We start from the raw sequence: 22,531 nt of genomic DNA on the forward strand, positions 1-22,531 counted from the left end.
TAAAAGAAAAGCCCTTCATTTGAAGGGCTTTTTATTAAGAAATACGAATTATTTTGTTATGGTAATAAAACAATTTGTTCTTTATCACTGGCAATTAGGATTGTCGTCACAATCAGGATCATCACAATCAACTAATCCATCACCATCATTATCAACACCGTCAATGCAACGCTCTATCAAACAGTCAGGAAAATCTTCACAGTCAAGGTCAGAACAATCTATAAAGCCGTCACCATCGTTGTCTATTCCATCATTGCAGATCTCTTCACAGTTAGCGTTATCATTACAATCAGGATCTTCACAATCAGTTAAACCATCTCCATCATTATCAGTGCTATCATTACAAATTTCTACTTCTTGTAAATCGTTAGATTCGTTAGCATTATCGTTGTTACAAGAGAGTAATACAGTGATGAAAATGAATATGTGAAATCTTTTGAGTGTAAACTTTAACATGGCAATTTTTTGTCTAAGTTAGTGACTGAAACCTTTCATATATGTTAATAATTCTGTAAAAGAAATAATTAATCAATCAAAATTTCCAAAATCTGAATCGCAGCATCACTAATTTTAGTACCAGGCCCAAAGACAGCAACTGCACCAGCATCAAATAAATATTGGTAATCTTGTTTTGGGATAACACCACCTACAATAACCATAATATCTTCTCTGCCATAGTTTTTAAGCTCTTCAATAACTTGTGGTACAAGAGTTTTGTGTCCAGCAGCTAATGAGGACACACCTAAAATATGCACATCATTTTCTACAGCTTGCTTAGCAGCTTCTTTTGGTGTTTGAAATAAGGGGCCAATATCCACATCAAAACCAACATCGGCATAACCTGTAGCTACAACTTTGGCACCTCTATCATGACCATCTTGTCCCATTTTTGCAATCATTATTCGTGGTCTACGACCATCCTGTTCTGCAAATTGGTCTGCTAGTTCTCTGGCTTTTTTAAAGCTTTCGTCGTCTTTTATTTCTTTGCTATACACTCCGCTAAATGATTTTATTTGTGCTTTGTAACGTCCAAATTCAGCCTCTAATGCGTCACTAATTTCACCTAGAGTGGCGCGCTCTCTTGCAGCATCTACTGCTAAAGCTAATAAATTTTCTTCACCAGATTTAGCAGCAGCTGTTAACTTAGATAAAGCATTAGTAACTGCTTTGGTATCTCTGGTGCTTTTTATATGATTAAGGCGCTCTATTTGTTGGGTTCTAACCGTTTGGTTGTCTACTTCTAAAATATGAAGCGGATCTTCTTCTTTCAGTTGGTATTTGTTCACACCAACAATAATATCTTGTCCAGAGTCGATACGTGCTTGCTTGCGAGCGGCAGCTTCTTCAATACGTAGTTTCGGAATTCCGGCTTCGATGGCTTTTGTCATGCCGCCTAATTCTTCAACTTCTTCAATAAGTTGCCAGGCTTTTTCAGCAATCTCGTTGGTTAAACTTTCAACATAATAGCTACCAGCCCAAGGATCTACTGTTTTGGTAATATGTGTTTCTTCTTGAAGGTATATTTGTGTATTACGTGCAATACGTGCCGAAAAATCTGTTGGTAAGGCAATAGCTTCATCTAGTGCATTGGTATGTAAGCTTTGCGTGCCACCAAAGGCAGCAGCAGCAGCTTCTATACAAGTTCTTGCAACATTGTTAAAAGGATCTTGTTCAGTTAAACTCCAACCAGAGGTTTGGCTATGCGTTCTTAAAGCCAAAGATTTTGGATTTTTAGGGTTGAATTGCTTTACAAGTTTAGCCCAAAGCATACGTGCAGCTCTCATTTTGGCAATCTCCATAAAGTGATTCATGCCAATTGCCCAAAAGAACGATAAACGTGGAGCAAACGTATCAATATCCATACCTGCACCTAAGCCTTTTCTTATGTATTCTAAACCATCTGCTAAAGTATACGCTAACTCAATATCGCAGGTTGCACCGGCTTCTTGCATGTGGTAACCCGAAATACTAATACTGTTAAAACGTGGCATATTCTGACTAGTGTATTCAAAAATATCTGAAATGATTTTCATCGATGGAGTAGGTGGATAAATGTATGTGTTACGCACCATAAACTCTTTTAGAATATCATTTTGAATGGTTCCTGCCAGTTGTTCTGGTTTTACACCTTGCTCTTCTGCCGCCACAATATAAAATGCCATAATTGGTAAAACAGCACCATTCATGGTCATAGAAACCGACATTTTATCTAACGGAATTTGATCGAAGAGAATTTTCATGTCTTCAACCGAATCTATGGCAACACCAGCTTTACCAACGTCACCAACAACTCGCTCGTGGTCTGAGTCGTAACCTCTATGCGTAGCTAAATCAAACGCTACTGAAAGTCCTTTTTGTCCTGCAGCCAAATTACGTCTGTAGAAGGCGTTACTTTCTTCTGCTGTAGAAAAACCTGCATACTGTCTAATCGTCCAAGGTCTACGTACATACATGGTAGAGTATGGACCACGAAGGTTAGGAGCAATACCTGCTACGAAATCTAAATGCTCCAAATCTTTTAGATCTTCTTTTGAATAGTTAGATTTAACTTTAATGTCTTCAGCTGTTGTGAAACGGCCTTTGGCTTTTGGCTCTTGGCTCTCGGTTTTTAGCTTTATATGTTGAAGGTTTTTGCGAGTCATCTTAAGTTGATTTTATTTGAGTATCGTTTGAAATCTTAATCTTTCAATTCTTACTCAGCTTTTAATCGTTTTAATTCTAAGGTTTCAGACAATCTTTTTTCAATTATTGGTTCGATGAGAGTTTTTCGTTTTTCAATCTTTAAAAAAGGACTTACTTCTAAATCATTTTTCATTTTATCAGCAGGATTTGGATGCTTATTTGTTCCTAAAAGAATTAGTTTTTCTGCATCAAAATCGGCTTGCTCTTTGCCAGCACTTTCTTTTATTTTTCGTTGGATTGTGCCTTCTTTTAATTGACTTAAGAATCCTCCGTTAGCTTCAATATCTTTAAAAAGAGCTAAAGCTTTTTCTGCTAATTGTTGGGTTAAACTTTCAATATAGTAAGCGCCATCAGCAGGATTATTTACCTTATCAAAATAGCTTTCATTTTTAAGTACTAAAAGTTGGTTACGCGCTATGCGATCACCGAATTCATTTGGGTGATGATACAAACTATCGTATGGTAAATTGGCAACAACATTTGCGCCTCCTAATACAGCACTCATACACTCTGTAGTTGTGCGAAGCATGTTTACATTGTAATCGTAAATGGTTTTGTTGCGTTTGCTCGGTGTTGCAATTATTTTACAGTTGGTGTTAAAACCGTATTCTGTTGCAAGTGTAGCCCACAATTGTCTAAGCGCTCTAAGTTTGGCAATCTCAAAGAAGTAATTTGAGCCAACTGCTGTGTTGAAAGTTACCTCTATTGATGCTTTTATTTCATCTAATAAATTATCGAAATGATTTAAATATTCGTTGGCATGTGCCAAGCTATAAGCCAATTGCTGCACAATATTGGCGCCTGCATTTTGGTAAAGACTAGCATCTACAGAAAATTGATAAGATGACTTTACAATAGCATCAAATTTTTCGTGATCGTCTTTTAAGTTTGTATACCAATTACCAGTTTTCGCCAAATGACCTATTATGTCCGTATCAAAATGTAATCTTAAGCCAGTAGATGATACGGCAGCATTTTGTTCTATAAATTCTGAAGAAAGAAACTGCATTTTAAAACGTATGCTTGTTTCTTCCAAATCTATTTGATTAAGAAGTTCATCAAGATTAAGCGCTTCATTTTTAATAACAAATGTTATATGTTCAGCGCCTCTGGAAATAGCATCTGTAGCTTTTGTATTAGCTTCTTTAGCATCTTCTACCTCAATAACTTGTGAAATTTTCCATTGCGTGGCTTTACTTGCTGAGGTTTTTGGTAAATTTTCAAATTCATCAGAATGATAAAAAGGTTTAACGTCTATGCCTTCATTGGTATGCCAAATTAAGGTGTCGTTGTAATCTGCTCCTTTAAGGTCTACTTGTATTTTTTGTTTCCAGGCTTTTGAGGAAACAGCTTCAAAATCTTTAAATAAGGATTTACTCATTGTTATCTTGTTTAGCTATGCTGTCTTGGTACTCAATAATAAAAATATCTTCATTATCTTTTTTCATGTAATAATTTTCGCGTGCAGCACGTTCAATTCCTTCTTCGGTACTCAGCTCTTTAATAGCTTTATTGTCTTTCGCAATTTCGTTTTTATAGTGCTCTTTTTGGTACTCTAGTTCTTCAATTTCAGAATTTAATTCATGATGAAAAAACCATGAGTGGGCATCAAAAAACAACATCCAAACAATAAATACAACCAATACTAGAACATAAATATTCTTGAATGGTTTTAGATATTTATTATTTAAGAATTTCATTATAATCTTTCGTTTATAATTGTTTTAACGATATCTACAGCTACTGTGTTGTATTTATTGTTTGGGATTATAATATCCGCATACTCCTTCATTGGCTCTATGAACTGTTGATGCATTGGTTTTAAAGTGTTTTGATAACGATTTAAAACTTCATCTATGTCTCTTCCACGTTCTGTAATATCTCTTTTTAAACGTCGGATTAGTCTTTCGTCAGAGTCTGCATGTACAAATATTTTGATATCAAATAATTCTCTTATTTCTGGATGAGACAGAATGAGAATCCCTTCAACAATCATTACCTTTCTTGGTTGTGTCACAATAATATCTCCTGTTCGATTGTGCTTAACGAATGAGTATACAGGTTGATTTACGGATTTACCTTCTTTAAGTTCTTTAAGGTGCTTTTCTAGTAGTTCAAAATCAATAGAACGAGGATGATCAAAATTGATTTTTACACGTTCTTCAAAACTTAAATGAGATGTGTCTTTATAGTAAGAATCTTGGGATATTACGCCAACTTCTCCTTCAGGTAGTTCTTTTAGAATTGTATTAACAACAGTGGTTTTTCCACATCCTGTTCCACCGCCAATTCCGATTATAAGCATTGTAAATGATTAGATTTAGTTAGTTCTGCAAAGTTAGCTAATTAGCACTAGTTTTTGATGACTTTTGTCACATCTTCTGCGGTAATTATTTTACCATAATTATTTCCCCAACTATTGTTTATGTAATTCATAACATCCGCAACTTCTTCATTGCTTAAGCCTAAAGGTGCCATTACGCTGTTGTAGGTAATACCATTTACAACAATTTCACCAGACATACCTTTTTTTATCCCTTTTATGCTTGCTTCTTGGTTTTCTTTTAAATAATCGGATTCTGCCAATGGTGGAAAAGCTTTAGGTGCACCTTCACCGTTACTCATGTGGCAGGTTATACACAAATCGTTATAAACTAATTTGCCGCGCTCATAACTATCTTTTAATTGTGGGTCTAAGGCTGTGTTTTCTTTATTTATTGAATAATCTGCATGATTATTTTTCTTGTTATCAGAATTACAAGAAGTAACCAACAGTGCTAAAATCAACATTCTGAAATATTTTATCATTTTCTTAATAACTTTACAATTCCTAAATTTTCTACTCCAACATATATATAACCATCAGGTCCTTGTTCTATAGATCTAACTCTCCCTATACCATCTAATAAACGTTCTTCTTTAATGACTTTGCCATCTTTTAAAGTACACATATCTAAATACTGAAATTTTAATGACCCTACCAGTAAATTCTCTTTCCAATCACCATATTTGTCACTATTAATAAAAGCCATTCCACTTGGTGCTATTGAAGGATCCCAATAGTGAAGTGGTTGTTCCATGCCTTCTTTCTCGGTAATGTCTGTAAATTTTGTGCCACTGTAATTGACGCCATAACTAATTACTGGCCAACCGTAGTTTTTCCCGGCTTTTATAATATTTATTTCGTCACCACCTTTTGGGCCGTGCTCATGTGTCCATATTTTGCCTGTTTTGGGATGTATGGTCATGCCTTGTGGATTTCTGTGCCCAAATGAATAGATGGCTTTTTTAGCATTAGAATCCTCGTAAAATGGATTGCTATTTGGGATACTACCGTCAGCATTAATACGATAAATTTTACCACAATCTTTGGTTATGTCTTGTGGATTTTCGTCTCGGTTTCCTCTGTCACCAATAGAGAAATATAGATAACCATCCTTATCAAACTGAAGTCTTGAGCCAAAATGCTGCCCTCTTCTAGAATTAGGTTCAGCCTTGTATAGTACTTTCCAGTCTGTAAGTGTTTGATTTTTGAATTTTGCAGATGCTATTGTAGTGTTGCCACCATCACCTTCACCATCGGAAGAAGCATAAGAAAAATAAACTAGGCTATTATTTTTATAATCAGGATGAAGCGTCACATCCATTAATCCTCCTTGTCCTCGCACATAAATTTTAGGTAACCCAGAAATTTCAGTTTTCTTTCCATCTTTAAATTGAATTAATTGTCCGGCCTTTTCAGTAATAAGCATAGATCCATCAGGTAAAAACGTAAAACCCCAAGGGATGTTTAAATCTGAAACAACAACTTCGTGAGTGTTTTTGGTATTGGTTGGGTTTTTGTCTTGTGCGCAAGTAAGTATGCTTATTAGAATTAAACCTATTATTGGAAATCTTAATTTCATAACTCAAAAGGAATTTAATATCAATTTTTAAAGTTAGAAAAATGTTGTTGGATAATAAAGAATAAAGGCTATATTTGCAGTCCTAAAATCGATAACTAATATTCGGGGTGTAGCGTAGCCCGGTTATCGCGCCGCGTTTGGGACGCGGAGGTCGCAGGTTCGAATCCTGCCACCCCGACTTTTATAGAAAAAGCTCAGCATCTGCTGAGCTTTTTTTTCCTTGTATTAAAAGGTTATCAGTTATAAAATAGTTCCTGAAATAATTACCACACCAATTAAAACTATTAGTACAATACCAATAATTCTTGCACTAATAATTGTTTTTTTATCTTTTTGGAAAAGATAGTCTTTTCTTTCTTCATCCTCTTCTTTTATAAACTTCATTTCTAATATTTTTATGGGTTCACTAGAATATAGAGGTTTTAAGGAATTTTCGCAAGTTAAAAAAGGTTAAACCTTTATACTCTTGGTCTTCAAAAGGTAGATTTTTAATAAGATTTTGTTAAAGTATAAATAAGAAGCAGATTCAGCGCTTGTGTAAGTTTATTCGACCCGTACGTAGTTTTCTGAATAAATTCTATTGCCCTCTTCATCCAATTCAATTTGTTGAAATTTATTTGGATACAAGTCCAATTCAAAAATAAATTGCTTCTTTTCTGCTATGACTTCATCCATAACTGCAGAACCAAAGTCTAATACTTCGGTAAGTTGATTTCCATCATACTTGTATGTGCCATAACCAAACCACTCAGATGAATCAGCAGGTCTGTGTTTACACCACATTACTTTGGTATCTGTATACATTTTTAGTTGTCTAAAATCAGGGTTCATTTTAAAAGAATCAACAACGACATTATCTTTGTAATTATAAAATCCTGTAAGTTCCCATGTACCTTTTAGGTCATTAAGCTTATTGGTTTGGTTACTATTAGATGAAGTATTGGTTTCTTCTGTACTTTTAGTTTCATTTTTACACGAAAAAACTAGTAACAATAGCATACTTAGAAATAGAATTTTTGTTTTCATGACAGGTTGATTTAGCTATTAAACACTTAAAAATTAGTAAATTAATCTGAGAAATTAAAGCAATTTGAAAACTTTATGATGCTATAGTTAGTGTTAATAACTTCTATGTAAGGATTTATACAAAAATCCTACTTTTGCTTTGTAATAAAACACAAGATATGTCTGATACAATTGAAAAATTAAAATGCTTAATAATAGGTTCTGGACCTGCAGGTTATACAGCTGCTATCTATGCATCTAGAGCAAATATGGAACCAGTTTTATACCAAGGTGAGCAGCCAGGAGGTCAATTAACAACTACTAATGATGTTGAAAACTTCCCTGGATATCCTGATGGAATCACAGGACCAGAAATGATGATACAATTACAAAAACAAGCTGAACGTTTTGGTACAGATGTGCGTCATGGATGGGTGACTAAAGTAGATTTTTCTGGTGATATTCATAAAGTATGGGTTAATGATGAAAAGGAAATTCATGCAAAGACTGTGATAATATCAACTGGTGCTTCAGCAAAATATTTGGGCTTGCCTTCTGAGCAAAAATATCTTCAATTAGGTGGTGGAGTTTCGGCTTGTGCAGTTTGTGATGGTTTCTTTTATAGAAATCAAGAAGTTGTAATCGTTGGTGCAGGAGATTCTGCTTGTGAAGAAGCACACTACTTATCAAAACTTTGTAAAAAAGTAACTATGCTAGTGCGTCGTGATGAGTTTAGAGCATCTAAGATTATGGCAGAACGTGTAAAGAAAACTGAAAACATCGAAATTTTATACAATACTGAAACTGAAGAAGTATTAGGAGATGGACAAGTTGTAACTGGTGTAAGAGTTTTTAACAACCAAACTAATGAAAAGCACGATATACCAGCAACAGGATTTTTTGTAGCCATTGGTCATAAACCAAATACAGATATTTTTAAAGGTCAGATAGACTTAGATGAAACAGGTTATATTATCAATGCACAACCAGGAACAAGCAAAACTAATGTTGAAGGTGTGTTTGTAAGTGGTGATGCAGCAGACCATGTATATAGACAAGCTATTACGGCAGCTGGTACAGGTTGTATGGCAGCCTTGGATGCTGAACGTTATTTAGCAGCCAAAGAAGCTGATTTTGAAGTTGCAACTTCTACATATAATTAACCTTAGTAATATAAACATAAAAAGCCGAAGTTTTACTTCGGCTTTTTTATTAATGCTTTTTAAAACTATCGTTTTTTCTTCTGAAGTTTTGCGGTGTCTTCAAACTTTGTAATAGTAATTGCAGGACTACCAAAAAGATAAATTTCAGTATCACCAGATGCTGCAATAGTAATATTATCTATTGTGCTTATTGTTAAATCGCTGTTTCCTTCTAATGTGGTATCTACTGTTTTAACATCAAACTTTGGGCTGTTAAAATTAGTAGAATTGTCTAGTCTAATTACAGAACTATTCGCAGCACCTTCAATAACAGCATCAGATCGTTGGTACAAATCAAAATCTGCTACTTTGCTATTAATTAGGGCGTCTAGTTTGCTGTTGTCACTTAACTCAATTTTTGTTGAGTCTGCTGTAAGGTTTAAACGTGTTTTAGATTTTCCTGAACTTTTGTATGTGAAATTATTGGCATTTATGTTGAGATAAGCCCTCGAATCATCACTCGTTATTAAGCTTGCATCGCCAAGCTCCATTGAGGTTAGTGATCGTATTTCTCCATCACCTCTAATTTCAATATTTTGAAGGGCGTCACCATAATTTACAGTAATATTCAATCTTTTTTTTGATGTAATTCGCATTGTTTGTGCAAAAGACAGAACACCATCTACAACTTCAAACTGAATAACATCATGCAAGTTGTCATCTGTTTCTACATTTACTGATGGTTTGCTGTTGTATACAACTTCTATAGAAAAATCACCATTAACCACTATGGTATGAAAGTCATCAATGTACGTTTGTTTGATGGTAACATTTCTATCACCTTTAATTTTTTCTTGTGCATTAATCAGTGGTGCTGCCACCACTATTAAAACTAAAATGAGTAAAAATTTTTTCATCTATAATCTTTGTTTCGCTATTAATGAGACACAATTCAATAATAATGTCACTTTTTTAGCTGTTAAACAAAGATATACAAAAACCGCCCCAAACTCTATAAAGAATTTGAAGCGGTTTGCAATCGATTGGTTTTTAGTGATTTATGTTGGTTAAGTTAACTGAATATTGGTGTATAAATGCTAATTAATTAGCTCTTACGCTTCCAGAGGAGCTATCAGATTTTTCAATCCTTTCCGGATTGCCAGAATATCTAATGTCTCCACCGCTAGTAGCTCTCGCAGTAAGTTCTTTGGATGTGTTTACTGAAATATCAGCACCACTAGTGGCTTTTACTTTAGATGTTTCAGCCTTTAGGTTAGATGCTTTAATGTCGCTTCCGCTGGTTGCCTCTGCTATTAACAGTGTGGTTGAGCCACTTAGTTTTATGTCGCTTCCGCTTGTTGAGTGGCAATTTAAGGTCTCTGTTTTTACATCTAAGGTCATATCAGCACCACTTGTACAATTAAGTTCTAAATCTTTGGTCATAATTGTATTTGTTGAATATACATCGCTTCCACTTGTGGCTTTAATTGCTGAAATATTAGCGACGTTTAGGTTGATTTTTCTTGAAGCTGCGTTTCTGATATTTTCGGTAGTGTAAATGCGAAGCGTCCCGTTTTCAACTTCAGTCATTATTAATTCGTGAAGGTTTTCATCGGCTTCAACACTAAGTGCTACATCATTACTTTGGGTAATGTAAAGGTCTAGACCTTGGCTCACTTTAATGGACTCAAAGTCATTAGAAATAGAACGTTCTTGCGAAACAACGTTTCTGTTACCATCTACACCAGGTCCTAAATTCATTGAAAAATTACAGGATAGCATTATGATGCTTAAAATACTGGTGACTACTACTCTTACTAATGTGCTCATGATTTTTTTGATTTATTTGATTGATGTTTTTTTTTAAGATTTAATCTTCTCTATTGTCTATAGATGTATGATTATAGCTTATGACACGTTTTAGTTTCCAATTATTCTCTTCAAGAATCCATAAATGTGAAAACAATGCATAATTATCAGTATTTTCAAAATACATGTTCTCGTCTGTAGAGAAAAAGTGTTTTCCGTTTTGTAGAGCGCCATAGAGTTTACCATTGTTATACATAGGGAAAACTTCTAAACTTTCTTCTACAAGAAATCGATATACTTTTTCAGGATTATTGTCTCTACAAATTCCGTTTTTCATGGTTGATATAAACTCTTCTTTAGAATGCGTTATACCACCTTTATCGTGGTAAAACTCTAAGTCGTCATACATTAACTCTGCACTTTTTTCGAGGTCACATTTGTTAAAACCTATTTTGAAAAGAATACTGTCTTTAGCTTTTAATGTTTTAAAAAGTTCAGAGTTTGAGTCCACTTGCGCTAATGCAATACCAGACATTAATAGTCCGATACTGCATAGCAAAAGTGATTTGATTGATTGGTTCATTTTTTGATTGATGATTACAGAACAAAAGTCTGTGTTATTTTGATTGATTTAAACTTATTATTACCGAACTGTCGTTTTCTCGGTATCAATTGTCATTGACCTCTAGATCAACACCATCTTCGTCTATTTTTAGACTAACTTCAGGCTTATCTTGTTTAGACGATAATACTTCTTCTGAGGTTACATTTTCTTCGATATCCTCATCATTGATACAGTCTAAACATTCTGCATTGTCTTTGGTGATTCTGTAATACTGACCAAATTCAATATCTCTTAGAATATTTGTGCCGTATCTTGAGTAACTGTATCTCCATGATCTTGAAAAATGCTTATCAGTATAAAGAATTGTGCCTTCTGGTAAATAAATAATAACTCTAACTTCTTGTTCGCTGAACTTATTCTCAATATCTGTTTTTAAGTAGTTGTCTAAAACAAGAGTATTTCCATTTAACCTGTAGCCATAATCAATATTTTCTGCACGTTTCTTAGCTCGGTTATAATTTCTTCCTGTGGCCTCTTTTTCAATTATTATAGAAGCTACAGAGTCTGTTGTAGACTTAACAATGTATCTTATGTTAGAAGATACCAAACTACGACCATTATCATCTTCAATAATATTAAATTCGCCATTACGGTTGTATCTGTAACTGTTATAATCATCTAAACTTGAGTTGTTTAAACTGATAGTGTCTCCGGTTTTTATATTTAACTCATTTTTAGTGGTAACTTTTGCATCAAAGGCGTGCTCTGTTGCCTGTTTTACACCTGTAATAACAAGACCTATAATAGACATTAGCCACAAACCGAGTAGTGTAAATTTGGCTACATTACCAATAGACTTTAAGTTATTTACTAAAATCTTTAATCCTAAATAGAAGACAAAAAAGAATGGTATACCAATGGCAAAGAATAGAAGCATAGACATTAGCCATATTGGAATGTTAGCTGCATTTGCAACGTACAATAAATCTAAACCAGGAAGATGAACAGCATCAGTAATACCAACTGTAAATAAGGCTACAATTAACGCGATTAATGTGCTAACACCAACAATGATTAAGATAATACCAATAAACTTAGCTACAATCTTTAGGAAGAACATTAAAATACTTCCAATGGAATCAAAGAATGTTTGCGAACTCGACTTTAACCGATTGCCTTGCTTCTGAAAATCTACACTTTTTACAGTTTCTGAAATATTATCCGTAAGATCATCTAATCCTTCCTTAAATTTTTCACCTTTTTTTTTAAAATCAACATTTTTTACGGTTTCAGAGACCGAATCAATGCTGTCTTTAATTTTTTTTTCAATGTTACTGATGTTCACAGGGTCGCCGGTCATCATCAGTTTTTCCGCTGTTGTCCTGGCTTCTGGTACTAATGCCCAGAAGATAAGATAGATGAAGATGAATGTACCACCAGAACCTATAGCTAATAACAACCATATAAGTCGCATCCAGATAGATTCTATACCAAAGTAATGTCCTAGACCTGCAGCGACACCACCAATGTATGAGTTATCTGTATCTCTAAATAGTTTTTTGGTAGGACCAGAGGTATAAGATTTTTTTTGTTGAGGTTCGTCTTCAAAGATTTCATCATCAACCAAATAATCTTCTGGTTGTCCCATTATGGTTATAACTTCATCTACAAGCTTAATACCTACAACTTGTTTTTCATTTTGTATGCGCTCAGAGAAGAGCTCTGCAATACGTGCTTCGATATCTGCTATAATTTCTGAACGACCTTGAGAGTCTGTAAATGAACGTTTTATAGCCTCAAGATAGCGCGATAACTTAAGATATGCATCTTCGTCTATGTGGAAGAATATACCTGCTAAATTTATATTGACTGTTTTATTCATTTTTTTGTTGTTTTTGTACTGGTTACTAGGTTTACTGCATTTTGTAATTCACTCCAAGTCGTGTTTAATTCGTTTAGAAACAACTTACCTGTTTCTGTAAGACCATAATATTTTCTTGGTGGTCCAGATGTGGATTCTTCCCAACGGTAGTTGAGCAATCCAGCATTTTTTAATCTTGTTAATAGTGGATATATGGTTCCTTCTACAACAAGCATTTTTGCGTCTTTTAGTGTTGCCAGAATCTCTGCAACATAGGCATCTTCATCTTTTAAGATGGATAAGATGCAATACTCCAGAACACCCTTACGCATTTGTGCTTTTGTATTTTCGATCTTCATAGTAATAAGGTCTTAAATGTGATTAAACTGTTCATTTTTTGATTGATTATTGATGACCCTTCGACACTTCGACTACGCTCAATGCAGGCAAGCTCAGGGCAAGTGATTTTATTTTAAAAAATTGATTGTTAACGGATATTTATAAACCTCTCCATCTCTGGCAGATAGGCTTGCTTTAACAATAAGTGCTAATTCTATTATAAATCCAATAACAGCCAACGCTCCAAGTCCTCCACCTATATAGAGTAGTGGAGAAGGTTCTCCAACATTAATGTGAAAATCATGAAAACCATGAAAATCTATAACATCCAACCCTCTAAAAAGTTTAAAGATGAAAAACGGAACACTGATAGTACCTATAATTATGGCGTAGAGTAACACACTAATCTGAAAGTTAATGGCTTGCTTTCCGTGCTGATCTACAAACTCAGATTTATCTTTATTAGCAGCCCATAATACTATTGGACCGATAAAATTACCAAACGGAATTATAAATCTAGAAAAGGTTGAAAGATGTATAAATGTTGCTAAATTTTTATGATGATTGTCTACCATTTTTAAAAGTATATAATAGTTTCTTATACAAATATATGTCTAAAAGAAGGTATTATGTTACGCATAGTACTTAAAATTAACATTTTTTTAACATTAGTAGTGTTGAATTATTTGGGTTATTTTAGTGCAAAATCTAAATTATTTTAAATGAACATATCGCCTTCTAAGCTCAATACTTTCTTAATGTTTAAGCTACCTGCAGCGTATTTTACTGGTGTAAGAACAAAGTCTTTAGATAATACAACTTGTGTAGTTACTGTAAAGCATCGTTGGATAAATCAAAATCCTTTTAACTCTATGTTTTGGGCTGTACAAGGTATGGCTGCAGAGTTAACAACTGGTGCTTTGGTAATGAAAAAAATTAAAGAAAGTGGTAAAAAAATATCCATGTTAGTGGCTAATAATAACGCGACGTTTACAAAAAAAGCAACTGGGAGAATAACTTTTACCTGTAAGGAAGGTCATAAAATAGACGAAGCGATACGTAAAGCTATTGAAACCGGAGAAGGACAAACGGTTTGGCTAAGTGCCAATGGAGTCAATACAGATGGAGTAGAAGTGTCTTCTTTTAACTTTGAGTGGACGCTTAAAGTAAAATCTACGATTTTACTTTAAAGTAGACAATAAATAGTATAAAGTGTTTAGTAATTTTATTTTGACATAATAATTGTAACAAATCTTTTTACAAATCAACTTATAGATACATCAACCTTAAAACGAAAATATAATATGGAACAATTACCAGATTTTACAGATAGAAATGCACACGAAATAGATTATCGCATCTATGGCGAAGAAATGCAATATGTGGAAATAGAACTCGATCCACAGGAAGCGGTTATTGCAGAGTCAGGAAGTTTTATGATGATGGACGATGGTATTAAAATGGATACCATTTTTGGTGACGGCTCACAAAAAGATAAAGGATTTTTGGGTAAAATACTAGGTGCAGGAAAACGCATCCTTACAGGCGAAAGCTTGTTTATGACTGCTTTTTATAACAACCTTACAGGAAAGCGCAATGTGTCATTTGCATCACCATATCCAGGAAAAATTATACCTATAGACTTAACACAATATCGAGGGAAGTTTATTTGCCAAAAAGATGCTTTTCTATGTGCCGCTAAAGGAGTAAGTGTTGGTATTGAGTTTTCTAAAAAGCTTGGTAGAGGTTTATTTGGAGGTGAAGGTTTTATAATGCAAAAGCTTGAAGGAGATGGTTTGGCATTTGTGCATGCTGGTGGTACTATGGCAGAAAAGACTTTACAACCAGGTGAAACTTTACGCGTAGATACAGGCTGCATTGTTGGCTTTACACAAGATGTCGATTACGATATTGAGTTTGTAGGTGGTATAAAGAATTCAATTTTTGGAGGTGAAGGTTTATTCTTTGCTAAATTAACAGGACCAGGAAAAGTATACATACAATCATTACCATTTAGTAGATTAGCAGATAGAGTTATAGCATCAGCACCAAAAGCAGGTGGTAAAAGCAGAGGCGAAGGAAGCATCCTTGGTGGATTAGGTGATTTATTGGATGGTGATAATAGGTTTTAAAAACTTTAATTCTCATAAAATCAAAACTTTACAGCGTAAGAATTCCCTTTTAACAAATTAAACGTTCAACGAGTAATTTCAACTTTTAACATAATAAGCTGTTAAACTTTGGGAATATTGTTTCGGCAAATATGATTTTTTTCTATCTTAGAAATTGAATTGAAACAATAGCCTATAGAGAAAATTACTCTTTTTGTTGAACCTAAAACTTAAAATTACCCATGGCGAGAGCAATGTTTGAGTACACAAAAACTGTACTTAAAAAGGTTAGTTTTGATGCGACATTATTCTGTAAGGAAGTGGAAAAAGCAGTAAGACGTTTACTGCCTCACGAACTAGAAGAATTGCGAATATTTATTCAGTCCCTAATCAATCAAAACCCAGAATTAAATCAATGTTTAATTTATTTAAAAGCATAAAAAAAAGCGACTTACGAGTCGCTTTTTTTATTTAGACAAAGGACTTACAATTTCTACATCACTAAAGGCAATCGCTCCACGTATAATTCCTGAGATCACACTATGCATGGCATCAATGATCTGCATTTTTAGCTCGCTTTTGTGATAAATAATACTAACTTCTCTTGCTGGTGAGGGTTTTGCAAAATGTCTTAGATTGGGACTTAATTTTTCTTTTAAATCTAAGGTATGCAAATAAGGTAAAAGCGTCATTCCCATACCTTCGTTAGATAATTTTATGAGCGTTTCTATACTACCGCTTTCTAACTGAAAGTTATCATCTATTTGATCTTTAAATGTTTTACATAAATTTATAACTCCTTCTCTAAAGCAGTGGCCATCCTCTAGCAATAGCATGTCTTCAATATCTAAATCCGATACTTCTACGGTCTTTTTATCGCTTAATCTGTGATTGTCTGGTATGTAAGCTACAAAAGGCTCGTAATATAAAACACGCTCTTTTATATTGTCGCTTTCTAAAGGTGTTGCAGCAATAGCAGCATCTAAGTGGCCATCGTTAATACGCGTAAGGATTTCTTCAGTGGTAAGTTCTTCTATTTTTAATTTTACCTTAGGATATTTCTTAATGAAATTTTTAAGAAACATTGGTAAAAGTGTAGGCATTATGGTTGGTATAATACCAAGTCTAAATTCGCCACCAATAAAGCCTTTTTGCTGATCTACAATATCTTGAATACGCTCTGCTTCATTAACAATATTTCTGGCTTGAAACACTATTTTTCTACCAACTTCGGTTAGTTCGATAGGTTTTTTACCTCTATCAAAAATAACGACGTCTAATTCGTCTTCAAGTTTCTGAATTTGAGTGCTTAACGTGGGTTGCGTAACAAAGCATTTTTCTGCTGCTTTGGTAAAGTTCTTGTGCTCTGCTATAGCTAGAGCGTATTTAAGTTGTGTAATGGTCATAACTATTTGTTTAGGCTATAAAAATATAAAAACTATTTATAAAATCTATAGTAATTGTGCTTTTGTTTAGTAGTAAATTTGAATAAACATTAAAACCGTAGTAAAAATGACGTTAAATAGTATAGGTTTAGATACCGAAAAAACAAAATCATTAGCTAAAGATTTAAATCATTTGTTAGCTAATTTTCAGCTGTATTACCAAAATTTAAGAGGCATACATTGGAACATTCAAGGTAGAGCATTTTTTAATCTTCACGAAAAGTTTGAAGAGCTTTATACTGATGCAAACACTAAGGTAGATGAAATTGCGGAACGTATTTTAACCTTAGGAGAAACACCATTACATACGTTTGAAGATTACACAAAAGCAGCCAAGGTGCCAGTTGGTAAAAATGTGTCTATAGATGAGAAAGCTGTAAATCTTATCGTAGATTCTCTTACGGAATTACTAAAAATAGAACGTAGCATTCTTGATGCTGCAGGTGATGCTAATGATGAAGGAACGGTTGCTATGATGAGCGATTTCATCACAGAACAAGAGAAAACCGTTTGGATGATGAAAGCTTGGTTGGGAGAGACTGTATAGAGAACAATATGTTTATTAAAAATAGAGGCTGTCTGAAGAGTGTGAGAATCTGTCATTCTGAATTGTCCCACTGAGCGCAGTCGAAGTATATTTCAGAATCTCAATGAACTGATTTTCGAATTGTTTTAGAATCTGAAACAAGTTCAGATTTACAAAACATTAACTTTTCAGACAGCCTTTTTGTTTGATTGTTTTTGATTGATGATAAAATAGTATTCTAAAATCTAATATTTAATTCTAAATCTTCATCAGCAACAGTAAATTTAGCATCCTCGTATTGAGGAGGTCCCATTGCCATAACATTGTTAGACATTCCGAAAGATTCTTTTGGCATTCCGTTTTCGTGAAAGTCCATACGTTTGCTATTATTTTCATCATGAAAAGCAAGTATAGCATAATCACCTGGTAAAACATTTTCAAATTTTAAGGTGACTTTACCATCCTCTATAGTAGATTCACCATTTTTGATGCCTTTACCTTTCATAAAAGTTTCTGATGTGTGTAGAGCCATTAGTACTTTACCTTCGTTACTGGTAACGTTGTCAATAGTTACTGTAATTGTAATACCTTCATCTTGCGCAAAACTGAATAAAGTGCTGAAGACTAATGCGAGTGTTAAAATTAAATTTTTCATTTTAAAATAGATTTATGGTTAATGTTTTAATTGATGACTCAAATATCTAACATTACCTAAAGATAGAATAATTGTTATTACCGAACTGTAATTTTATGATGATGAATTGTTTTTATTGATTGTTTATGCGTTTAATTGTTGAGATGCTTGTTGGTTTACTCAATTTTTTAGTTTCACTAATCACTACAAAAGTCCTCTTGCTTTAATTTCTAGATACTTATTAATCGTATCAATAGTTAAATGCTCAGGTTCGGTTAAAATAGACTGAATACCATATTTCTGAAGTTCATTAACAATCAATCGCTTTTCGAAAGCAAATTTTTCTGCAATAACTTTATCGTAGGCTTGCTGTACGGTTTCGGCTGGCTCTGATATTAATGAATTTAACTCTGTGTTTTTAAAGAATATCACTACCAAAAGATGATTTTTTGCAATACCTTTTAAATAGGGTAGTTGTCTGTGTAAACTGTCTAAAGTTTCAAAATTAGTGTAGAGCAGCATTAAGCTTCGATGTGTGATGTTTCGCTTTACATCTGCGTATAATCTGCTGTAATCACTTTCAAAAAAATCAGTGCTAACGTTGTAAAGTGTCTCTAAAATAAGATTCATTTGAGACGTTCTTCGCTCTGCAACTACTATGTTTTCAACCTTTTTAGAAAAAGCTAAAATACCTGCCTTATCATGTTTTTTTAAAGCAACATTAGATATTACCAAAGCGGCATTTATGGCATAATCTAAAAGTGATAGACCTTCAAAAGGCATTTTCATCACTCTACCTTTATCGATAATAGAGTAGATTGGTTGGGATTTTTCATCCTGAAATTGATTAACCATTAATTGGTTTCGCTTTGCGGTAGCTTTCCAGTTAATCGTTCTTAAATCATCGCCAAGCACATAGTCTTTAATTTGCTCAAATTCCATGGTATGCCCAATCTTTCTAATTTTCTTTATACCATATTGGTGCAGATTGTTGCTTATAGCCAGCAAATCATACTTGCGCAATTGTATAAAGCTAGGATAAGTTGGTGCCATTGCAGCTTCGTTGTACCAAAAACGTCTGGCTATGAGGCCAAAAACCGAAGTAACATAGATATTGAGTTTACCAAAATGATATTCGCCTCGTTCAGTTGGTCTTAGTTTATATTCTAGTTCTGACGAACTAGAGGCGTTCAATTTTCTGCTAATGCTAAAGTCTCTAGCCTGAAACTGTTCGGGTATTTCATCTATTATATTGATAAAAACACTAAACGTGTAGAAATTCTGAATGATTAATCTCACAGGATTTTCATCTCCATTCGAAAATTTTTCAGGTACTATACGTTCGCCTTTTACACCATTTTTTGCAGTAAATAGTATTATGATATCCAATACTGTAAGCGTTACAAGAAGTAACAAAACAATCTTAACAATATTAAATAGTCTAGGAAAAATAAAACTAAATACAAATAGAATAATAACGCCAATACAGGCATAAAAAAATCTGTTTTGTAAGTAAAATGGTTTGAGTCGTTTTAGCACCTGGTTTTTATTTTGTTGTTTATCTTGGAATTTCTACAGCCTCAATAATCTGCTTAATAATCTGCTTTGTGGTAATGCCTTCCATCTCGCGCTCTGGTGTAACAATAACACGGTGTTGCAAAACAGGAATTGCAGCACGCTTTATGTCTTCTGGTGTTACAAAATCTCTACCATTCATTGCAGCAAAAGCTTTACTGGCTCTTAAGATGGCGATAGAAGCTCTTGGCGAGGCACCTAAGTATAAGAATTGGTTACTACGTGTGCTAACAATAATATCTGCAATGTACTTTAGTAAGTGCGATTCAATACGAATTTGTTCTACAAGGTTTTGAAATTTATTAATCTGTGCTTTAGACAAATGCGCTGTGATCTGATCTGTTTTTACGCCACCTTTTAGGTTTTGTTCTCTGGTTAAAATTTCAATTTCCTCATCTAGGTTTGGATAATCGATATCTATTTTAAACAAAAAACGGTCTAACTGTGCTTCTGGCAAACGGTACGTACCTTCTTGTTCCACAGGGTTTTGGGTAGCAAGAACAATAAACGGTAAATCCATTTTAAACTTATTGCCATCTATGGTTATTTGACGTTCTTCCATTACCTCAAACAAAGCTGCTTGTGTTTTTGCTGGTGCTCTATTAATCTCATCAATAAGAATCATGTTAGAGAAAATAGGACCTTCTTTAAACTCAAATTCCGAAGATTTCATGTTAAACACAGAAGTACCCAAAATATCACTTGGCATTAAATCTGGTGTAAATTGAATTCGACTAAAATCTATATCTAAGGACTTTGCCAATAGTTTAGCAGAAATGGTTTTAGCAACACCTGGAACACCTTCTATAAGCGAATGACCATTTGCTAAAATTGAAGCAATGAGCATATCAATCATTTCCTTCTGACCAACAATAACTTTCTCTATTTCGGTCTTAATTAAGGCAATGCCATCTTTAAGTTCGGAAAGGTCGATTCTGTTGCTAAAGCTAATGTCTTCAGTAATGTTTTCTGTTGAATTTGTTTGCGCTTCAGAAGTATTCTCTCCCGTATTTTCGCTTAGTTCGTTATTTGAATGTTCTTCCATGGTCATTTATTTATAAAAATCTTCTATTGCTTTGTTTAGTTGTAATAAATCGTCTTCTGTACAGTTAGATTTAGACTTTAAATAAGCAATTTTGTCTACTAGTTGTTTGATGTCTTTTTGATCTTTTCCAGATTTTAATGACAGATTTTTTACAAACTTATCATCTAATATTTGGGTGTCTAAATAATAGACACGTCTTATATATTCTAGAAAATAGGTAATCTTCTTTTCTATAAGATTGTTATGGTCTTTGGTTTCGTAATACAGGTTACCAATGGTTTTGGTAAAGTCTACGGTTGTATTTTTTAGAGGTTTTATCACATTAACAATGCGTTGCTTTCGTTTTGCATTAAATATTATAAAAATAAGTATTGTTATTAATACAATATACCAAGCCCAGCGCAATGCTGGTTGACTGAGGATAAAGCGCAATGGTGAGCTGCTTTCTGTAGCGTTTAATTTGTTTCGTGAGTCAAAAAATATGGTATCATCACCTAGATAAGACATTGCAGCAGCTGCATATTTTTTGTTGTCTTTTTTTAGAAGTTGGTAGTTAGTAAAAACTGCTGGTTGCAAGTGAATATAAAAATAACCCTTTCCCCAAGATGTTTTGATGAAATTAGTGTAAGACGAATCACCAAATTTTTGATAGCCTAAAACAGTTGTGTAAGCGGTATCTATTTTAGAAAAATAGATGTTACTTAATCCTTTTTCTATGGCAATACTATCGTTTGCAAATGAAGGGTTGGTGTAGGTTAAATTAGCTTTACCAGAAAAGGTATATTTATTATCGGTTTTAAATCCTAGGGTGTCTTTTAATCGATCTGGAAAATAATTAGCAGAAATGAAGATGTCATTTCCAAAAGACGCAAAATCCAGCAACTCTTGTGCTGAAGTGTTATCAAGCTCAGGACGTTCATCTATGAGCATATACGTTCCTGAGGCATAATATGTAGAGTCTTCCCAATCGTAATAATCATTAAAATATTCGTAAGGAGTTCGTTTAATGTCTTTTATTTCGCTCTTCGGAAATAATCCTTCTAATTCCTCATAAAAAATATAAGTTCCGAAAGGAATTTTATGCTTTTCGTTATAAGTTTTTTGCCAGTTAACAGGTTGTGGAGTTGAGAATTCTATGACAACAATGCCTATAAAAAGTAATACTAAAATGGCGATATATATTTTTAGAGTTCTGTTCATTAGTTTATGGCATCTAAAAATTGATTAAACGCTGTTTTTGCTTTTTTAAACTGAACCTGATCGATATCAAACTCACCATACCAAATGTAATTGTACAAATACGATGTATACGAAAACTCTTTTTTTAGTTGTTCTGAAGCAATTTCGTAATGATAATCGCTATTGGTCTTTTCTACATCATATTCTATAATGCCAGACTGAGAAAGGTTTTTCAAAAGATACAAATAGTAGTATCTTATAGCTAAACGATAATTGTTTTCGCTTTCGGCTGAAGCTATAAGTGCCTTAAAATCGGCTTCGTAGATATTACTTTCAACATCTGTAATAGGTATAATACTTTTATCTGAAGATTTACCAAAAACCCATTTCCCTTCTTTGTTTATAATGGCTTTTACAATGAAGAATACCACCAAAACAAAAATAACGACGTAGAATATTTTTAAAACAATGTCTGTAACATCTGCTGCTTTTGCATCGGTATTAATATCGAATAGATTCTTGAAAAAATCAGATAACCATTGCTTAAAACGTGTCCACCAGCCATCATTATTAGACGCGCGTTCGTAGATAAAATCGTTTCCAGAATATTTGTCTTTTAAATCTTCGTAGCTACGCTTTTCAATAGGTTCTTTATCTTCATATACACTATCTTGTACTATAGTATTCAGTATTTTGGTAGGTGGCAAA

26 protein-coding genes and 1 tRNA gene are annotated in these 22,531 nt (G+C 33.7%); 6 read left to right on the forward strand and 21 right to left on the reverse strand.

Annotation, left to right across the window (positions count from 1 at the left end; genetic code table 11):
* Positions 1 to 84: 84 nt before the first annotated feature.
* The 7 genes from FC091_RS08515 to FC091_RS08545 all read right to left on the reverse strand — a co-directional run bounded on the left by FC091_RS08515 (position 85) and on the right by FC091_RS08545 (position 6,587).
* Positions 85 to 456: a S8/S53 family peptidase gene (locus tag FC091_RS08515; RefSeq protein WP_138433850.1), complete on the reverse strand. Its 372-nt coding sequence runs from the start codon at positions 454 to 456 to the stop codon at positions 85 to 87.
* 68 nt (positions 457 to 524) lie between these two features.
* Complete coding sequence (gene scpA, locus FC091_RS08520) at positions 525 to 2,642, reverse strand: methylmalonyl-CoA mutase (RefSeq protein ID WP_138433851.1); 2,118 nt, start codon at positions 2,640 to 2,642, stop codon at positions 525 to 527.
* 50 nt (positions 2,643 to 2,692) lie between these two features.
* Complete coding sequence (locus tag FC091_RS08525) at positions 2,693 to 4,063, reverse strand: methylmalonyl-CoA mutase subunit beta (protein ID WP_138433852.1); 1,371 nt, start codon at positions 4,061 to 4,063, stop codon at positions 2,693 to 2,695.
* On the reverse strand, positions 4,056 to 4,382 hold the full coding sequence (locus FC091_RS08530; protein WP_138433853.1) for an FtsB family cell division protein: 327 nt from the start codon (positions 4,380 to 4,382) through the stop codon (positions 4,056 to 4,058). The genes FC091_RS08525 and FC091_RS08530 overlap by 8 nt, the downstream gene beginning before the upstream one ends.
* On the reverse strand, positions 4,382 to 4,987 hold the full coding sequence (udk, locus tag FC091_RS08535) for a uridine kinase (RefSeq protein ID WP_138433854.1): 606 nt from the start codon (positions 4,985 to 4,987) through the stop codon (positions 4,382 to 4,384). Before udk ends, FC091_RS08530 begins: the two co-directional genes overlap by 1 nt.
* 47 nt (positions 4,988 to 5,034) lie before the next feature.
* Positions 5,035 to 5,472 carry a c-type cytochrome gene (locus tag FC091_RS08540; protein WP_138433855.1) on the reverse strand — a complete coding sequence of 146 codons (438 nt, stop codon included), beginning with the start codon at positions 5,470 to 5,472 and terminating at the stop codon, positions 5,035 to 5,037.
* Positions 5,473 to 5,486: 14 nt separating this feature from the next.
* Positions 5,487 to 6,587, reverse strand: coding sequence for a PQQ-dependent sugar dehydrogenase (locus FC091_RS08545; protein ID WP_138433856.1), 1,101 nt, complete (start codon positions 6,585 to 6,587; stop codon positions 5,487 to 5,489).
* Between the two features lie 103 nt (positions 6,588 to 6,690).
* Here FC091_RS08545 and FC091_RS08550 point away from each other — a divergent pair.
* A tRNA-Pro gene (locus FC091_RS08550) sits at positions 6,691 to 6,765 on the forward strand.
* Between the two features lie 62 nt (positions 6,766 to 6,827).
* Here FC091_RS08550 and FC091_RS15215 read toward each other — a convergent pair.
* Positions 6,828 to 6,971, reverse strand: a complete 144-nt coding sequence (locus FC091_RS15215; RefSeq protein ID WP_171032495.1) for a hypothetical protein — start codon at positions 6,969 to 6,971, stop codon at positions 6,828 to 6,830.
* Positions 6,972 to 7,130: 159 nt separating this feature from the next.
* Entirely contained in the window at positions 7,131 to 7,613 is a 483-nt protein-coding gene (locus FC091_RS08555; protein ID WP_138433857.1) for a hypothetical protein, read from the reverse strand.
* A 158-nt stretch (positions 7,614 to 7,771) separates the two neighbouring features.
* Between FC091_RS08555 and trxB the strand changes: the two genes are divergently transcribed.
* A complete protein-coding gene (gene trxB / locus FC091_RS08560; protein WP_138433858.1) occupies positions 7,772 to 8,755 on the forward strand; it encodes a thioredoxin-disulfide reductase in 984 nt (327 codons plus the stop codon).
* A 65-nt stretch (positions 8,756 to 8,820) separates the two neighbouring features.
* Here the strand turns inward: trxB and FC091_RS08565 are convergent, their stop codons facing one another.
* The 6 genes from FC091_RS08565 to FC091_RS08590 all read right to left on the reverse strand — a co-directional run bounded on the left by FC091_RS08565 (position 8,821) and on the right by FC091_RS08590 (position 13,883).
* Positions 8,821 to 9,651, reverse strand: coding sequence for a GIN domain-containing protein (locus FC091_RS08565; protein ID WP_246035835.1), 831 nt, complete (start codon positions 9,649 to 9,651; stop codon positions 8,821 to 8,823).
* A 184-nt stretch (positions 9,652 to 9,835) separates the two neighbouring features.
* On the reverse strand, positions 9,836 to 10,564 hold the full coding sequence (locus tag FC091_RS08570) for a head GIN domain-containing protein (RefSeq protein WP_138433859.1): 729 nt from the start codon (positions 10,562 to 10,564) through the stop codon (positions 9,836 to 9,838).
* 40 nt (positions 10,565 to 10,604) lie between these two features.
* The gene (locus tag FC091_RS08575) at positions 10,605 to 11,126 is read right to left on the reverse strand and encodes a nuclear transport factor 2 family protein (RefSeq protein WP_138433860.1); all 522 of its coding nucleotides are present in this window, start codon (positions 11,124 to 11,126) and stop codon (positions 10,605 to 10,607) included.
* A gap of 85 nt (positions 11,127 to 11,211) precedes the next feature.
* On the reverse strand, positions 11,212 to 12,990 hold the full coding sequence (locus tag FC091_RS08580) for a PspC domain-containing protein (protein ID WP_138433861.1): 1,779 nt from the start codon (positions 12,988 to 12,990) through the stop codon (positions 11,212 to 11,214).
* Entirely contained in the window at positions 12,987 to 13,328 is a 342-nt protein-coding gene (locus FC091_RS08585; protein WP_076620721.1) for a PadR family transcriptional regulator, read from the reverse strand. The genes FC091_RS08580 and FC091_RS08585 overlap by 4 nt, the downstream gene beginning before the upstream one ends.
* A 108-nt stretch (positions 13,329 to 13,436) precedes the next feature.
* A complete protein-coding gene (locus FC091_RS08590; RefSeq protein ID WP_076620722.1) occupies positions 13,437 to 13,883 on the reverse strand; it encodes a DUF4870 domain-containing protein in 447 nt (148 codons plus the stop codon).
* 147 nt (positions 13,884 to 14,030) lie between these two features.
* On the opposite strand from FC091_RS08590, the gene FC091_RS08595 reads away from it, so the two are divergent.
* The 3 genes from FC091_RS08595 to FC091_RS08605 all read left to right on the forward strand — a co-directional run bounded on the left by FC091_RS08595 (position 14,031) and on the right by FC091_RS08605 (position 15,859).
* On the forward strand, positions 14,031 to 14,498 hold the full coding sequence (locus tag FC091_RS08595; protein ID WP_138433862.1) for a DUF4442 domain-containing protein: 468 nt from the start codon (positions 14,031 to 14,033) through the stop codon (positions 14,496 to 14,498).
* 114 nt (positions 14,499 to 14,612) lie between these two features.
* Positions 14,613 to 15,440 (forward strand): TIGR00266 family protein, encoded by an 828-nt coding sequence (locus tag FC091_RS08600; protein WP_076620724.1) that lies wholly within the window; start codon positions 14,613 to 14,615, stop codon positions 15,438 to 15,440.
* A 221-nt stretch (positions 15,441 to 15,661) separates the two neighbouring features.
* A complete protein-coding gene (locus FC091_RS08605) occupies positions 15,662 to 15,859 on the forward strand; it encodes a hypothetical protein (RefSeq protein WP_076620725.1) in 198 nt (65 codons plus the stop codon).
* Between the two features lie 27 nt (positions 15,860 to 15,886).
* Here FC091_RS08605 and FC091_RS08610 read toward each other — a convergent pair whose 3' ends face one another.
* A complete protein-coding gene (locus FC091_RS08610) occupies positions 15,887 to 16,825 on the reverse strand; it encodes a LysR substrate-binding domain-containing protein (protein WP_076620726.1) in 939 nt (312 codons plus the stop codon).
* A gap of 106 nt (positions 16,826 to 16,931) precedes the next feature.
* Between FC091_RS08610 and FC091_RS08615 the strand changes: the two genes are divergently transcribed.
* Positions 16,932 to 17,411, forward strand: a complete 480-nt coding sequence (locus FC091_RS08615) for a Dps family protein (protein WP_138433863.1) — start codon at positions 16,932 to 16,934, stop codon at positions 17,409 to 17,411.
* A gap of 217 nt (positions 17,412 to 17,628) precedes the next feature.
* Here FC091_RS08615 and FC091_RS08620 read toward each other — a convergent pair whose 3' ends face one another.
* From FC091_RS08620 to FC091_RS08640, 5 genes are all read right to left on the reverse strand, one after another.
* Positions 17,629 to 18,045, reverse strand: coding sequence for a DUF2141 domain-containing protein (locus FC091_RS08620; RefSeq protein WP_138433864.1), 417 nt, complete (start codon positions 18,043 to 18,045; stop codon positions 17,629 to 17,631).
* Positions 18,046 to 18,228: 183 nt separating this feature from the next.
* The gene (locus tag FC091_RS08625; RefSeq protein WP_394344066.1) at positions 18,229 to 19,563 is read right to left on the reverse strand and encodes a DUF58 domain-containing protein; all 1,335 of its coding nucleotides are present in this window, start codon (positions 19,561 to 19,563) and stop codon (positions 18,229 to 18,231) included.
* 19 nt (positions 19,564 to 19,582) lie between these two features.
* Positions 19,583 to 20,644, reverse strand: a complete 1,062-nt coding sequence (locus FC091_RS08630; protein ID WP_171032496.1) for an AAA family ATPase — start codon at positions 20,642 to 20,644, stop codon at positions 19,583 to 19,585.
* A 6-nt stretch (positions 20,645 to 20,650) separates the two neighbouring features.
* Complete coding sequence (locus tag FC091_RS08635) at positions 20,651 to 21,844, reverse strand: DUF4350 domain-containing protein (protein ID WP_138433865.1); 1,194 nt, start codon at positions 21,842 to 21,844, stop codon at positions 20,651 to 20,653.
* On the reverse strand, positions 21,844 to 22,530 hold the full coding sequence (locus FC091_RS08640; protein WP_138433866.1) for a DUF4129 domain-containing protein: 687 nt from the start codon (positions 22,528 to 22,530) through the stop codon (positions 21,844 to 21,846). Before FC091_RS08640 ends, FC091_RS08635 begins: the two co-directional genes overlap by 1 nt.
* Position 22,531: the final 1 nt, after the last annotated feature.

Source organism: Winogradskyella algicola (genome assembly GCF_005869935.1).
GTDB classification, from domain to species: Bacteria; Bacteroidota; Bacteroidia; order Flavobacteriales; family Flavobacteriaceae; genus Winogradskyella; species Winogradskyella algicola.

What these genes read in the sequence shown, in the direction of transcription:
- FC091_RS08515 (WP_138433850.1), bottom strand. Translation starts at nt 456, where the DNA reads ATGTTAAAGTTTACACTCAAAAGATTTCACATATTCATTTTCATCACT.
- scpA (WP_138433851.1), bottom strand. Translation starts at nt 2,642, where the DNA reads ATGACTCGCAAAAACCTTCAACATATAAAGCTAAAAACCGAGAGCCAA.
- FC091_RS08525 (WP_138433852.1), bottom strand. Translation starts at nt 4,063, where the DNA reads ATGAGTAAATCCTTATTTAAAGATTTTGAAGCTGTTTCCTCAAAAGCC.
- FC091_RS08530 (WP_138433853.1), bottom strand. Translation starts at nt 4,382, where the DNA reads ATGAAATTCTTAAATAATAAATATCTAAAACCATTCAAGAATATTTAT.
- udk (WP_138433854.1), bottom strand. Translation starts at nt 4,987, where the DNA reads ATGCTTATAATCGGAATTGGCGGTGGAACAGGATGTGGAAAAACCACT.
- FC091_RS08540 (WP_138433855.1), bottom strand. Translation starts at nt 5,472, where the DNA reads ATGTTGATTTTAGCACTGTTGGTTACTTCTTGTAATTCTGATAACAAG.
- FC091_RS08545 (WP_138433856.1), bottom strand. Translation starts at nt 6,587, where the DNA reads ATGAAATTAAGATTTCCAATAATAGGTTTAATTCTAATAAGCATACTT.
- FC091_RS15215 (WP_171032495.1), bottom strand. Translation starts at nt 6,971, where the DNA reads ATGAAGTTTATAAAAGAAGAGGATGAAGAAAGAAAAGACTATCTTTTC.
- FC091_RS08555 (WP_138433857.1), bottom strand. Translation starts at nt 7,613, where the DNA reads ATGAAAACAAAAATTCTATTTCTAAGTATGCTATTGTTACTAGTTTTT.
- trxB (WP_138433858.1), top strand. Translation starts at nt 7,772, where the DNA reads ATGTCTGATACAATTGAAAAATTAAAATGCTTAATAATAGGTTCTGGA.
- FC091_RS08565 (WP_246035835.1), bottom strand. Translation starts at nt 9,651, where the DNA reads ATGAAAAAATTTTTACTCATTTTAGTTTTAATAGTGGTGGCAGCACCA.
- FC091_RS08570 (WP_138433859.1), bottom strand. Translation starts at nt 10,564, where the DNA reads ATGAGCACATTAGTAAGAGTAGTAGTCACCAGTATTTTAAGCATCATA.
- FC091_RS08575 (WP_138433860.1), bottom strand. Translation starts at nt 11,126, where the DNA reads ATGAACCAATCAATCAAATCACTTTTGCTATGCAGTATCGGACTATTA.
- FC091_RS08580 (WP_138433861.1), bottom strand. Translation starts at nt 12,990, where the DNA reads ATGAATAAAACAGTCAATATAAATTTAGCAGGTATATTCTTCCACATA.
- FC091_RS08585 (WP_076620721.1), bottom strand. Translation starts at nt 13,328, where the DNA reads ATGAAGATCGAAAATACAAAAGCACAAATGCGTAAGGGTGTTCTGGAG.
- FC091_RS08590 (WP_076620722.1), bottom strand. Translation starts at nt 13,883, where the DNA reads ATGGTAGACAATCATCATAAAAATTTAGCAACATTTATACATCTTTCA.
- FC091_RS08595 (WP_138433862.1), top strand. Translation starts at nt 14,031, where the DNA reads ATGAACATATCGCCTTCTAAGCTCAATACTTTCTTAATGTTTAAGCTA.
- FC091_RS08600 (WP_076620724.1), top strand. Translation starts at nt 14,613, where the DNA reads ATGGAACAATTACCAGATTTTACAGATAGAAATGCACACGAAATAGAT.
- FC091_RS08605 (WP_076620725.1), top strand. Translation starts at nt 15,662, where the DNA reads ATGGCGAGAGCAATGTTTGAGTACACAAAAACTGTACTTAAAAAGGTT.
- FC091_RS08610 (WP_076620726.1), bottom strand. Translation starts at nt 16,825, where the DNA reads ATGACCATTACACAACTTAAATACGCTCTAGCTATAGCAGAGCACAAG.
- FC091_RS08615 (WP_138433863.1), top strand. Translation starts at nt 16,932, where the DNA reads ATGACGTTAAATAGTATAGGTTTAGATACCGAAAAAACAAAATCATTA.
- FC091_RS08620 (WP_138433864.1), bottom strand. Translation starts at nt 18,045, where the DNA reads ATGAAAAATTTAATTTTAACACTCGCATTAGTCTTCAGCACTTTATTC.
- FC091_RS08630 (WP_171032496.1), bottom strand. Translation starts at nt 20,644, where the DNA reads ATGGAAGAACATTCAAATAACGAACTAAGCGAAAATACGGGAGAGAAT.
- FC091_RS08635 (WP_138433865.1), bottom strand. Translation starts at nt 21,844, where the DNA reads ATGAACAGAACTCTAAAAATATATATCGCCATTTTAGTATTACTTTTT.